This is a genomic window from Rhodophyticola sp. CCM32 (genome assembly GCF_004751985.1).
Taxonomy (GTDB): domain Bacteria; phylum Pseudomonadota; class Alphaproteobacteria; order Rhodobacterales; family Rhodobacteraceae; genus Rhodophyticola.
In genome coordinates this window covers 2,659,637-2,672,649 of record NZ_CP038492.1, presented here as the reverse complement: position 1 = coordinate 2,672,649, position 13,013 = coordinate 2,659,637, and the positions used below count along the sequence as shown (strand labels likewise).

Here is a 13,013-nt window from a genome sequence, read left to right as displayed (position 1 = left end):
AGCCCGATGCTGAATATCGGCCGGATGGCCATTATCCTTCTTGCGCTGCTGACATTGGTCTATGTCTGCGTCTTTCTCTATTGGCGGGCCGGGATTCGTGAACGGCTTGAGGAAGACTGGGTGATGGAGGGGCGCCCCGGGGACCGGGGGGATTGGGTCGGGCAGCGTGAGGCGCCGAAACTGCGCTGGATCCGTCGTGTGCTGATTCTGCTGGTCTATGTCCTGCCGATCACCGCGCTCAGCGTTTTTGTCTACGTCACGAATTAGGAAAGGGCCCTGCCCATGCGCTGGCCACGGATTATTTTTCTGTCTGTTCTGCTCCTGTTTCTGATCGCGTTTTTTCATTACACACTGCCACAGCGCGATGTGGTGCAGATCACCGGCACGGATGTCATCCGCACGGATTTCTCGCGCTGGAACCGGCTGTTCTACGCGCAATCCGACAGTGGTACGGTTGATGGCACCAACCGGGATTTGCGCCAGATCTTCGCGCAAACGGCGGATGATCGGGATATCGTGTATCGGAACGAGGATACCGGTTTTGGCTGGCCACCCTATTTCAAGCTGAACTCGGCGGATCTGCAGGCCCGCGCCACGAATCTGAGCCGCGCCGACGGGCGCGACCAATGGGTTGTGGTGACCCATTACGGCTGGCGGTCCACCTTTCTGACCGCCTTTCCGAACGCGGTGCGGATCACCCCGATCGACAACCCCGATGATCTCAACCCGATCCCCTGGCTGAACATCATCATTCTGGCGCTGCTGGCGCTGGCGCTGTTCTTCATCTGGCGGATGTGGGTACGGTTCGAGGACCGGGTGATTGACCCGGCGGTGGACCGGGTTTCCGTGCGCTGGGCAAAGATGCGCGACTGGATGGCCGGGCGACGATGACCTGAGCTAAGCGGCGTCTGCATTTAGGGGATTCCCAAATCGTCATCTGTTTGATTCAAGGTCGAAAACGGGAGGTGATCTTGAGCAGACGAACTTTAACAGACAGGCAATGGGCGATCATCGCGCCCTTGGTTCCGGGCAAGAAAGGGGATCGGGCGCGCACGGGTGCCGACAACCGATTGTTCCTCGATGCCATCCTCTGGCTCGCGCGAGGCGCATCTCCTTGGCGCGATCTGCCGCCTGAGTTGGGAAACTGGCGCACGGTCCATTCTCGGTTCCGACGTTGGACCATCACCGGTGTTTGGGAATGACAAGGATCAGAAAACGATCCAGTGAATCGTTTTCCCACAGGCATGTTTTCAAAGCGTTAAGCGCGGACCCGGACTTCGAATATGTCCTTGTTGACGCGACCATCTGCAAGACCCACGCGGACGCCACCTCTCAAAACCCCTCTCGGCAGATTGCTTGCGCAATCGCCTGCCGGTCAATGGGGGGCTTGAAGCTGCCGGTATTGGCCGCTCCAAAGGCGGCCTGACCATTGCACGGCAACACATGCTTGCATGTGTGGAAGTGGACCAAAATCCACGCTGCGGTCGATGCCCTCGGCCTGCCAATCCGCTTTACAATAACGCCGGGCCAATGGGGCGATAGTCCGCAGGCACGTGGTTTGATCGACGGGCTGACGGATGCGCAGCACGTCATCATGGATGCAGCTTATGATGCCGATCACCTCCGTCAGTTCATTGCTGATGACCTTGGTGCGACGGCACATATCAAGCGCAATCCAACGCGAAAGGAAGACCGACCCATCGACTGGGCGCTCTACAAGGAGCGCCATTTGGTCGAATGTTTCTTCAACAAACTCAAACGCTTCCGGCGTATCGCATTGCGCTGTGAGAAAACTGTCAGTTCATTCAAGGGATTCATAGATCTCGCATGTGCAATGGCGTGGATAAGCTAAATGCAGACGCCGCCTAAAGCGTTTTGCGTTTAATTGGTTCCATATCCTGCGGTTTTGAAGAAATTGAAGCCTTCTTCGTCGGTGAAGAGATCGCAGACGTGGCCAACCGCATTCCACAGCGTATCGTATGTTCTTGCTGCGGCTTTTCGGATCAACGTCTTGAGCTTTGAGAAGGCCATCTCAATCGGGTTCAGATCGGGGGAGTAGGGTGGCAGGAACAGGAACCATGCGCCCCGGTCGCGCAGCAGGTCTGCGGCGTATTTGCTTTTATGGCTGGACAGGTTGTCGAGGATGATCGCATTGCCAAACCAAACCAAACCATCCCTGGACCAATGGACAGGTCGAAAGGATGAACAGGGCCTTGAAGGAAGCCACCGTCAAGCGATACCACTACGGTACCCATGACAAACTCCGCCAGCATCTCGATACCTTCGTTGGTGCCTACAGCTATGCAAAGCGCCTCAAGAATCTCAAAGGCCTCACCCCATTCGAACACATCGCCAAATGTTGGACCGAAAAGCCGAAAAGCTTCAAACTAAACCCAAACCACCACATGCCGGGACTGAACACCTAACGCGCTTGTCAAAAACGGTCGACAATGGTCCCCAAAACTTCCTTGATCAAGATGGATACTATAGGCTTGTATTGCCACGATTAGTATATGGATGGTTTGGGTCGGCACAGCCCAGGAGTATCCGCATATATGGAAGAGACCTCCAACAACTCTGCCCCGGTGGGGGCGTCTATGCAGTCTGATCTGATTTCAGAGACGCTGCGTCTGTTCAATCACGACATCCGCGCGGCCATGTCCGATGTGATCGGCGGGTTGCGCTTGGTCGATATGGACCATCTTGATGCAGAAACCCGCGCCCAGCTTGAACGGGTCTGTGCCGCAGGTGAGACGCTGGCCGAACTGGTTGATGCCGCGCTGATGGCGGCGGCGGGCGAAACCCTGATCCGTCTGGATGACAGCGGGGTGGATTTGCGCGGGTACCTGACCGGGGTGAACATGCGCTGGGCCGGGCGTGCCGTCGAGGCCGGGTGCTGTTTTGTGCTGGAACGTGACCCGGACCTACCGGATCGCATTGGCGTGCCGCGGATGGCCCTTGACCGGATCCTGTCGAACCTGATCGGCAATGCCCTGAAACACGGGGGCAAGGGCCGGGTCACTCTGTGCGTCTCAATGGCGGCGGATGACACCCTGAAATTCAGCATAACCGATCAGGGTCCGGGGTTTTCTGCCGCCGCCATGGCCCGTCTGTTCACGGCCCGTGGGCGGCCCGAGATGGATACCCGCCCGGGATCGGGCCTTGGATTGCATATTGCCAAGGACCTGGCCGATGGGCTGGGTGGTGATCTTGAGGTCAGCGATACAGACGGGCAGGGCGCGGCTGTGACGTTAAGCCTGTCGCGGATGGTCTGGCAGGCGGGTCCGGCTACGGGGGAGGGTCCGGGCGATCCCCCTGATCTGTCTGATCTGCGGATTCTGGTGGCCGAGGATAATGAAACCAACCAGGTGATCGTGCGGCAATTGCTGGGGAACATGGGGGCCGCGCCGGTGATCGTCAATGACGGGATCGAGGCGCTGGATGTGCTGGGCCGGGAAAGCTTCGATATCGCGCTGGTGGATATCGAGATGCCGCGCATGTCGGGGATTGAACTGATGGCCGCGATCCGGGGGTTGAGCGATGCGCGTGCGCAGATGCCATTGGTGGCCCTGACGGCTTATGTGCTGCGCGACAACCGCGAGGCGATCTATGCCGCCGGGGCCGATGGGATCATCGGCAAGCCGATCCGCTCGGGCGAGGCTTTTGGCCGGTCGATCCTGCGGCATGCGGGCCGCGATCTGCCGATTTCGGATGCCGGGGCTGTTCTTGCCACCCTTGAGGCGGAGGATGAGATGAGCGCGCGGATAGACATGGCCCGGTTCGAGGCCTTGCTGGTTGCCGCAGGTCCCGATGGCAGTCGCGAGTTGCTGGCCCGGTTGCATGATGATCTGCACAATGTCTCCAGCGCGCTTGATACGGCGGTGGAGACCGGGGCGCTGCGCGCCATTCGCGGTCAGACGCATATCCTGCTTTCCCTGGCAGGGGCTGCCGGGGCGGATCGGCTGCGCCATCTGGCCGAAGCGCTGAACCTGGCCGCGCAGCGGGGGCGGATCAGCGACCTGCCGGGTCTGGCGGTGGCGTGCCGGGCGGATCTGACCGACCTGATCGCGTTGATTGAAACACGTCGCGCGACCATTTCGGGCTGATCCCGCACGGCGCGGGCTTGCGCTTGATCGCCCCGCACCCCAGACTGAGACGGAACACTGACCGGAGCCCCTTGCCCATGTCCCTGATCGACGCTGCTGCCGCCGTGCGCCTGAACGCCCATGCCCCCTATTCCGGTTTCAAGGTCGGGGCTGCCCTGCGCAGCGTCGAAGGCCATGACTATCACGGCTGCAATGTTGAAAATGTGGCCTATCCCGAAGGCACATGTGCCGAGGCGGGCGCGATTGCGGCGATGATTGCCGCAGGTGACAGCCGGATCGCCGAGATCGCGGTGATCGCAGACAGCCCGCAACCGGTGCCGCCCTGCGGCGGATGCCGTCAGAAACTGGCCGAGTTTGCCGATGGCGATGTGGTGGTGACCCTGGCCACGACCGATGGTGTGGAGTTGCGCATGACCGTGGCAGAGCTTTTGCCGGGGGCCTTTGATGCCAGCCATATGGATCGGGTCTGACCGGATGGATGCACGTTCTATCCTGATCAAGCTGCGCGAGGGGCAACCGCTCAGCAAGGCGGAAATATACTGGTTCACCAAAGGCATCGCCGGAGGCGAGATCAGCGATATGCAGGCCGGTGCCTTTGCCATGGCGATCTGCACCAGGGGGATATCCCGCGATGACCGGGTGCATCTGACCCATGGGATGTTGCAGACGGGGGAGGTTCTGACCTGGGATCTGGACGGCCCTGTGCTGGACAAGCATTCCACCGGCGGGGTGGGTGATACGGTGTCTTTGCTGCTGGCGCCTGCGCTGGCGGTCTGTGGGGCCTATGTGCCGATGATCTCCGGGCGCGGTCTGGGACATACCGGCGGGACGCTGGACAAGCTTGAGGCGATCCCCGGGTATCGCACCCAGATCAGCATCGCGGAACTGCAGGAGCTGGTGGCCGATATCGGCTGTGCGATTGTGGGCGCCTCGGGCGATATCGCCCCTGCGGATAAACGGCTTTACGGGGTGCGCGATGTGACCGGTACGGTGGAAAGCATCGACCTGATCACCGCCTCGATCCTGTCAAAGAAACTGGCCGCCGGGCTTGAGGCGCTGGTGCTGGATGTCAAGACCGGCTCGGGCGCGTTCATGGCGGACCCGGCGGATGCATTGGCGCTGGCGCAGTCTCTGGTGGAAACGGCACAGGGTGCGGGCTGCATGTGTTCGGCGCTGATCACCGATATGAACCAGCCCTCGGCCAAGGCGGCGGGCAATGCGCTGGAAGTGATCGAGGTGATGGAGGTTCTGACCGGTATGGGGTTCGGCACCCCGCTTTATCGTCTGACACTGGCGCTTGGCGGTGAGGTTCTGGCGCTTGGCGGTCTGGCGGCGGATGCCGCCGATGGCGAGGCGCGGATCGAGGCCGCGCTGACATCGGGTCAGGCCGCGGAACGCTTCGGCGAGATGGTGGCGGCCCTGGGCGGCCCTGCGGATTTCGTGGAACGCTGGCGCGACCGGCTGCCGGCGGCGCGGGTGATGGTTGATGTGCATCCGGTGGAACCCGGTTACGTGGCCGCGATTGACACCCGCGCCCTGGGGGAGGCGGTGGTGCATCTTGGCGGCGGGCGGCTGGTTGCCAGTGACAAGGTGGATCCGGGCGTGGGCCTGTCGGATATCGCGCCGATCGGGGCGCGGGTGGATAGTGGCCGGCCCTTGCTGCGCATTCATGCCGCCAGTGAAGAGGCGGCGCGGGTGCAGGCAAGCCGGGTGCGCGATGCCTATGTGCTGGCGGAACGCGCGCCCGAGGCCCCGCCGCTGATCCATGAGAGGATCGGCTGATGCCGCGCGCCTTTCTGGTGGTGATGGATTCGGTGGGCATCGGCGGCGCCCCGGATGCGAACCGGTTTTTCAACGGTGACACCCCGGATACAGGCGCCAATACGCTGATCCATATCGCCGAGGCCTGCGCGGCGGGCGAGGCGGAAGAGGGACGGAGAGGCGCCCTGCGGCTGCCGGTACTGGATGGTCTGGGGCTGGGCGCGGCTGCCTGCCTGGCCAGCGGTGCCCAACAGGTGCCGGGGTTCCGGATGGAGCAGCCCGATGGCCTCTGGGGCGCGGCAACCGAGGTGTCGCCGGGCAAGGACACGCCATCGGGGCATTGGGAACTGGCGGGGTTGCCGGTGCCCTGGGACTGGACCTATTTCCCCGAAACGGACCCGTGTTTCCCTGATTTTCTTATAGAAGAGGTAAAGCAGATCGCCGGGGTCGATGGCGTGCTGGGAAATCGCCATGCCTCGGGCACGGCGATCATCGCCGAAGAAGGCGCGCGGCATCAGAAAACCGGCTGGCCGATCTGCTACACTTCGGCTGACAGCGTGTTGCAGATCGCGGCGCATGAGGGCAGTTTCGGGCTCGACCGGTTGCTGGACCTGTGCCAGCGTCTGGCCCCCTCCCTGCACAGGATGAAGGTGGGCCGGGTGATCGCGCGGCCTTTCACCGGCGAAGCGGGGGCCTATACCCGCACCCGGAACCGGCATGATTATGCGATCACGCCGCCGGACCCCACCTTGTGTGACTGGGTGCAGGGGGCGGGGGGCGCGGTTCATGCCATCGGCAAGATCAGGGACATCTTTGCGGGGCGCGGCATTGATGATGTGGTGACCGGCCCGGATCGGGAGTTGATGGGCCATCTGGCCCATGCCGTGGACGGGGCCGAAGAGGGCAGCCTGACCTTCGCCAATTTCGTGGAGTTTGACAGCTTGTACGGCCACCGCCGCGATATCTCCGGCTATGCCCGCCATCTGGAATGGTTTGATGCAAGCCTGCCGCCGATCCTGGCGGCCCTGCGTCCCGATGACCTGATGCTGTTCACCGCGGATCATGGCAATGACCCAAGCTGGCCCGGCACCGATCACACCCGCGAACGGGTGCCGGTGCTTGCCGCCGGGTCCTGTTCAGGGCAGATCGGGCAGGTGGGGTTTGTGGATGTGGGGGCCTCGGTTGCGGCCCATCTGGGCGTACCGGCCCAGGGACCGGGACGGAGCTTTCTATGAACACGGCACATATACCGAAAATCGAGTTGCATCTGCATCTGGAAGGCGCGGCCCCGCCTGCGTTCATACGCGGATTGGCGGCGGAAAAGGGCATGGATCTGAGCCGGATTTTCACCGGCGATGGCGGTTATGCCTATCGGGATTTCCCGCATTTCCTGAACGTGTATGAGGCGGCCACCAGTGTGCTGACCGGCCCGGAGGAGTTTGCCCGGCTGACCACGGCGGTGTTGCAGGAAAGTGCGGCCCATGGGGTGATCTATACCGAGGCTTTTCTCAGCCCCGATTTCTGTGGTGGTGGCGATCTTGGGGCCTGGCGCGAATATCTGGCCGCGATCCGGGAGGCAGCGGCGCAGGCCGAGGCGCGGGATGGTATCATCCTGCGCGGCATCGTGACGGCCATCCGCCATCTCGGCCCGGACCGTGCCAAACCGGCCGCGCTTTGCGCCGCCGAGACAGCGGGGGATTTCATCACCGGCTTCGGCATTGCCGGCGATGAGATGACCGGCAAGCTGAAAGAGTTCACCTGGAGCTTCGACATGGCGCGCGAAGCCGGGTTGCAGATCACCGCCCATGGGGGCGAATGGGGCGGGGCGGCCTCGGTCTGGGATGCGGTGAAAGATCTGAATGTGGCGCGGATCGGTCATGGGGTTCAGGCCATTGAAGACCCGGCGCTGGTGGCGCATCTGGCGGAAACCGGCGTGGTTCTGGAATGCTGCCCGGGATCAAATGTCGTGCTTGGCGTGTTCCCCGACTGGGGCAGTCATCCGATTGAAAAGCTGCGCGCCGCCGGTGTGAAGGTTACCGTTTCAACCGATGATCCGCCGTTTTTCCACACCACCATGACCGATGAATATGATCGTCTGGCCGAGACATTCGGCTGGGATAGCGGGATTTTCGCGGAGATTACCAAAACCGCGCTGGAGGCGGCGTTCTGCGATGCCGCCACGCGCGAAACCCTGACCAAGAAACTGGAGCTGACCCCATGAGCGCGCATCTGACCATCGTTGATCACCCGCTGGTGCAGCATAAATTGTCGCTGATGCGCGAGGTGGGGACCTCCACCGCCGTGTTCCGGCAATTGCTGCGCGAGATCAGCCTGTTGCTGGCCTATGAGGTGACCCGCGGCCTGCCGATGACAACCAAAGCCATCGACACGCCGCTTGAGGTTATGGAGGCGCCGGTTCTGGCGGGCAAGAAACTGGCGCTGGTCTCGATCCTGCGGGCGGGCAACGGGTTGCTTGACGGCATTCTGGAACTGATCCCCTCGGCCCGTGTGGGGTTTGTCGGGCTCTACCGGGATGAGGAAACGCTGCAACCGGTGCAGTATTATTTCAAGGTTCCCACGGAATTGGAGGACCGGCTGGTGATTGCGGTCGATCCGATGCTGGCCACGGGCAATTCCTCTGCCGCCGCAATTGACCTTCTGAAAGAAGCAGGGGCCACGAATATCCGCTTTCTCTGCCTGCTGGCCGCGCCCGAAGGTGTGGCCCGGATGAAAGAGGCGCACCCGGATGTGCCCATCGTCACAGCGGCGCTGGATAGCCATCTGAATGAGAAGGGATATATCGTTCCGGGTCTAGGGGATGCGGGCGATCGGATGTTCGGCACCAAATAGGCGTTTTCCGTTCTTTACTTGAAAACAATCCTCCGGCACAGTTTCCAATAGGAATCTGGGGGATTCATGATGCGTGTTCTGTCATTTGTGGTGCCGGTCTGCATGGCGCTGGCCTTTTCTGTCGGCGGGTCAGGCCCGGTTTTGGCGCAAAGCGTGGCGGATATCGGCGGCCCGTCTGAACTGCCGCCATCCGGGTTTTCAGGCAACCAGTATGTGGACAGCCGGGGCTGTGTGTTTATCCGCGCGGGCTTTGGCGGCACCACGAACTGGGTGCCGCGGGTCAGTCGGTCGCGCCAGGTGTTATGCGGCTATCAGCCCTCTGTGCGGGGTGGCACCGCCACGGCGCAAGCGCCTGCCGGGCGGGCGCCCGAACAGGCGGCAGCCCCGGCGCGGCGCGTTGCAACAGCGGCCCCGGCCCGAACGACAACAGCAGCCCCGGTGCGAACAGTCGCGGCCCGTCCGGCCCGCAGCACAACCACAACCATCCGTCAGGACCCCGCAATTGTCACCGCGCCTGCGCCGGGTGTACGGCAGGTTGCGCAATCCGCCTGTCCCAACGTCCCGGCCTCTGCGCGGCCTTATATGACGGGCAGCGATGTGCGCTGTGGCCCGCAAGCGGTGCATCCCGGTGGCGGGACGACCATCGTGGCGACGGCGCAGGGGGCCGCCCCCGCCCCCGCCGCTGCGGTGCGAACGGCCACGACCACAACCCTTGTGCGACCGGTACAGCCATCGGTTCCGCCCGGGTATCGGGCGGCCTGGGATGACGGTCGGCTGAACCCGAACCGGGGGCCGCGCACGGCACAGGGCGATGCGCAGATGTCCATGGTCTGGACCGATGAGCTTCCCCGTCGCGGGGTTTCGCGGCGCTACGTCACGCGCCCGGCCGCTGCGACATCACAGCAAGCGCAGCGCCGCGTCGTGCGGGGTGTGACTACTGCGGATCAGGTCATGCTGGTGCCTTACGTTGCGCCATCCGGCCCGCAGGTCAGCCGTGCCGCGACTGTGGCCCCTTCTGTTTCAGGCGTGCCGGTGGCCAGCACCCGCAATGCCGTCACGCCGCGTGCGCCGCATGTGGCCCCGGCCTCTGCCGAGGCGGCCGGCCCTGCCGCAGCCGGTCATCGGTTTGTTCTGGTGGGGCGCTATGGCAGCCAGGGGGATGCGCGGATCGCGCGGGACCGGTTGGCGGCCCGTGGTCTTGGTGCCAGAATTGGCCAGTCAGAGCGCGGCGGACGCAGCAGTTTCGTGGTTCTGGCCGGGCCCTATGGGGACAGCACGTCACTGGCGCGCGCCTTGCAGACCGCCCGCGGCGCCGGGTTCGGCCAGGCCGTGACCCGGCGTTAAAGCAGGTCTCGAAAACCTGAGATATCGCGCATCACAAAAGCCCTGCCAAGCAATTGCTTTCTCGGGACGTGCTATTGCGTCTTTCATGTGTCGAGCGATGGGCGGGGGCGCTGCCCCCGCTGCCTGCGGCAGCTCCCCCGAAGTATTTTTGAGATAGAGAAGGGGAGAGGAAGGGTGCGTTTGGCTGGCTTTGTTTATCCGTCGCAGATTTGCTGGAGTGCGACCCAGCTTGCATCGGGCATCAGCGGGCTGCGCAGCCGGGCGCGCATCGGATCGCCCTCGATCAGGGGCAGGGTGGTTTCGCCGGACATATCCAGGGCAAAGGCATAGGGTTCTGACGAGATTTCCGCCTCGGCAAAGCGGGCCAGCAGCGCCTCGTCGCTTACCGGTATCGTGGTGCGGGTCAGCAATCTGGCCGCGTGGTCATGCAGATGGCCCATGTCGATCTCGCCCGTGGTCAGCATGCGGAAGGTGGCCATCAGCCCCGCCTCCTGCAGCAGCCGCGCGGCCGGGTCCTGCATCCGGTGACGTTCATCTTCGGCCAGCAGATAGCCTGCCAGCACTTCAGGCGTCTCGTAATCTTCGACCAGGGCGCGGTTCAGCACGATGATATCACCGGGCAGATGGGCGCTGCCGGGCACCGAGGAGGGCAGAACCACAAGCCGTGCTGCATCAGCGCCCAGAGTGGCGCGCGCCAGTCCGGTGAGGGCCCTGACGCCGGCGGCATCATTGCAGGGCAATCCCGCAAGTGTGGTCATTTCCGACAGGATGTCGCGGCCAAGGTCCATCCGTTTCGCCTCTGGCAGGACCGAAACGGTCTGGCGCAGCAAGGCGCCCGGCAGCCAGAAGAGACCGGCCAGCACAATTGCCAGACTGGCCGCGCCGCCAAGGATCAGCCGCAGACGGCCCGGATGCGGGCGGGCGCGGTCGATCACATTGCGGACCTTTTCGATGGCGGCGATCATCTCTGGCTCGGTCAGTTCCAGCACTTCTTCGGCCTCGGTGTCGGGGGCGTATAGTGCGGGGGTCTTGCCCGGGTTCAGGCGGTGCACTGCGGGCAGGGACCAATGGGACAGCGCGGTGTCGCTGAGGGTCGAGATGACCAGCGTGGCATCCCCAAGGGAGACCAGAACCTCGCGGCGCTGGCTGTCTTCGGTGTCGCGCCAGAGACCGGTTGCCTCAAGCCGCTGATATTCGCTAAGCGCGGTCATGCCTGTGGTGCTGCCTTGTTTTGCCAGCACGATAGCCGATGGCACATATCCGCTCAACTCAAAGCTGACGGGGCAGGGTGAGGTGCCTGGTGATCCCGATATGGCGCAGAAAGCGGTGATCATGGCTGACCACCAGAAGCGCCCCGTCATAAGCGGTCAGCCCGTCCTCCATTGCCGCGATGGCCTCAAGATCAAGATGATTGGTGGGTTCATCCAGGATCAGAAGGCGGGGTGGTCTGGGGGCGCCAAGCACGCAGGCCAGCCCCGCACGCAGCATCTGCCCGCCGCTGAGCGTGGCGGTCGGGCAAAGAGCGCTTTCGGCCCGGAACCCGAACCGTGCCAGCGCCGCGCGGCAGGTCTTGTCATCGGCATCCGGGGTCAGCAGATGGAAATTGTCGCGTAGCGACAGGGCGGGGTCGAGCAGGCCCACATGCTGATCAAGCATCGCATGATCCGGCAGGATCGTGACCGTACCGGAGACTGGTTGCAACCGACCGGTGAGCAGGTTGAGCAAGGTGGATTTGCCCGCGCCATTCGCCCCGGTCAGGGCAACCCGTTCCGGCCCGGTGATATGCAGCGACAGATCGCGGATCAGCGGGCGGGCGGGGTCAAAGCCGCCGGTCAGCCCGACGGCCCGCAGCACGGTCTGACCATTGGCAAGCCCGGTTTCCGGCAGGGAAACGGTCAGTTCTGTCAGGCGTTCGACCCGGGCCGTGGCGTCACGCAGCGCCGTTTCGGCCTCGCTGTGCAGCTTCTGCCCCGTCCGTGACAGGCTGGCCGTGGTGCGTTCGCTGCGGTCCCGCGCGCTATTGGCGGTTATTTTCGGCATATCCCCCTTGGCGCGTTTGGCCCGGCCTGCCCGATCCCTGCGGGCTTTCCGTTCCACCGTGACCTGTCGTTTGCGGGCGGTCTCGTCGATCTGGCGTCTGGCCCGGTCCAGATGTTGGCGGGCTGCAGTCAGCTCCCGGGCTTTCTGCGCCTGGTAAGCGCTGTAATTGCCGCCATAGCTGGTTGCGCCAAGGCTGGTCAGTTCGGTGATCCGGTCCATATTGTCCAGCAGATCGCGGTCATGGCTGACGACGATGGCCCCGGCCTGCCAGCCCTGCAACAGGGCGATCACGGCCGCGCGCCCGTCCTGATCAAGGGTGTTGGTCGGCTCGTCCAGCAGCAGGAAGGCAGGGTCCGCAAAGATCAGTGCGGCCAGCCGCGCCCGGGTCTGCTGCCCGCCCGAAAGGGTGCTGAGGGCTGTCTCGGGCCCGGTGTCGAGCCCGAACCGGCCAAGCGCGGTTTCGATCCGGGCGGGCAGGGTCCAGTCTGCGGTGGCCAGATCATCGGCGCTGGCCCGGCCTGCCCCGGCCCGGGCCAGACAGGCCAGCCCGTCGGTGACCTGAAACAGATCGGCAATGGTCTGGCCCTGCGGGATCTGCGCCTCCTGCCTGAGAATGGCGATAGGCCCGTCCCGGGTGATCTGGCCCGATTGCGGGGTCAGTTTCCCTTCGATCAGGCGCAGAAGCGTGGTTTTGCCAACGCCATTCCGGCCCACAAGCCCGGTGCGGCCCGGGCCGAACTGCAATGTGAGATCGGTGAAAAGCGGCTGGCCGTCAGGGGTGGACCAGAAGAGGTTTGAAAGCTGGATCGAGCAAGGCATCGGAGATCATTTCCACAGGAACACAGACAGGCGGCGCGGCTGTTTTGTGGGAAATGATCATGGCGCAAAGCTCCTTGCTGTCTGCCTTTGAAA

11 protein-coding genes and 3 pseudogenes are annotated in these 13,013 nt (G+C 63.5%); 11 read left to right on the top strand and 3 right to left on the bottom strand.

Annotated features, from left to right (window positions below; translation table 11 throughout):
- Window positions 1-6 precede the first annotated feature (6 nt).
- The 3 genes and pseudogenes from E2K80_RS12965 to E2K80_RS12955 all read left to right on the top strand — a co-directional run bounded on the left by E2K80_RS12965 (window position 7) and on the right by E2K80_RS12955 (window position 1,852).
- Window positions 7-267, top strand: coding sequence for a hypothetical protein (locus tag E2K80_RS12965; protein WP_135375382.1), 261 nt, complete (start codon window positions 7-9; stop codon window positions 265-267).
- 15 nt (window positions 268-282) lie between these two features.
- Window positions 283-891 carry a DUF1523 family protein gene (locus E2K80_RS12960; RefSeq protein ID WP_135375381.1) on the top strand — a complete coding sequence of 203 codons (609 nt, stop codon included), beginning with the start codon at window positions 283-285 and terminating at the stop codon, window positions 889-891.
- Window positions 892-971: 80 nt separating this feature from the next.
- Window positions 972-1,852 (top strand): annotated as a pseudogene (locus E2K80_RS12955) (IS5 family transposase).
- A 29-nt stretch (window positions 1,853-1,881) separates the two neighbouring features.
- Here the strand turns inward: E2K80_RS12955 and E2K80_RS12950 are convergent.
- A pseudogene (locus E2K80_RS12950) lies at window positions 1,882-2,157 on the bottom strand (transposase); the annotation flags it as partial.
- On the opposite strand from E2K80_RS12950, the pseudogene E2K80_RS12945 reads away from it, so the two are divergent.
- The 8 genes and pseudogenes from E2K80_RS12945 to E2K80_RS12910 form a co-directional block, all read left to right on the top strand.
- Window positions 2,151-2,426: pseudogene (locus E2K80_RS12945) on the top strand (integrase core domain-containing protein); the annotation flags it as partial. The pseudogenes E2K80_RS12950 and E2K80_RS12945 overlap by 7 nt on opposite strands.
- 129 nt (window positions 2,427-2,555) lie before the next feature.
- A complete protein-coding gene (locus E2K80_RS12940) occupies window positions 2,556-4,106 on the top strand; it encodes an ATP-binding protein (RefSeq protein ID WP_210405388.1) in 1,551 nt (516 codons plus the stop codon).
- 77 nt (window positions 4,107-4,183) lie between these two features.
- On the top strand, window positions 4,184-4,576 hold the full coding sequence (locus E2K80_RS12935; protein ID WP_135375378.1) for a cytidine deaminase: 393 nt from the start codon (window positions 4,184-4,186) through the stop codon (window positions 4,574-4,576).
- Between the two features lie 4 nt (window positions 4,577-4,580).
- Window positions 4,581-5,888, top strand: coding sequence for a thymidine phosphorylase (locus E2K80_RS12930; protein ID WP_135376619.1), 1,308 nt, complete (start codon window positions 4,581-4,583; stop codon window positions 5,886-5,888).
- Complete coding sequence (locus E2K80_RS12925; protein ID WP_135375377.1) at window positions 5,888-7,102, top strand: phosphopentomutase; 1,215 nt, start codon at window positions 5,888-5,890, stop codon at window positions 7,100-7,102. Before E2K80_RS12930 ends, E2K80_RS12925 begins: the two co-directional genes overlap by 1 nt.
- Window positions 7,099-8,088 carry an adenosine deaminase gene (locus E2K80_RS12920; protein ID WP_135375376.1) on the top strand — a complete coding sequence of 330 codons (990 nt, stop codon included), beginning with the start codon at window positions 7,099-7,101 and terminating at the stop codon, window positions 8,086-8,088. Before E2K80_RS12925 ends, E2K80_RS12920 begins: the two co-directional genes overlap by 4 nt.
- A complete protein-coding gene (gene upp / locus E2K80_RS12915) occupies window positions 8,085-8,717 on the top strand; it encodes a uracil phosphoribosyltransferase (protein ID WP_135375375.1) in 633 nt (210 codons plus the stop codon). Before E2K80_RS12920 ends, upp begins: the two co-directional genes overlap by 4 nt.
- Window positions 8,718-8,786: 69 nt before the next feature.
- Complete coding sequence (locus tag E2K80_RS12910; RefSeq protein WP_168193187.1) at window positions 8,787-10,061, top strand: SPOR domain-containing protein; 1,275 nt, start codon at window positions 8,787-8,789, stop codon at window positions 10,059-10,061.
- A gap of 194 nt (window positions 10,062-10,255) precedes the next feature.
- Here the strand turns inward: E2K80_RS12910 and E2K80_RS12905 are convergent, their stop codons facing one another.
- Window positions 10,256-11,272 (bottom strand): hypothetical protein, encoded by a 1,017-nt coding sequence (locus tag E2K80_RS12905; protein ID WP_135375373.1) that lies wholly within the window; start codon window positions 11,270-11,272, stop codon window positions 10,256-10,258.
- 58 nt (window positions 11,273-11,330) lie between these two features.
- On the bottom strand, window positions 11,331-12,920 hold the full coding sequence (locus E2K80_RS12900; RefSeq protein WP_135375372.1) for an ABC-F family ATP-binding cassette domain-containing protein: 1,590 nt from the start codon (window positions 12,918-12,920) through the stop codon (window positions 11,331-11,333).
- Window positions 12,921-13,013 lie beyond the last annotated feature (93 nt).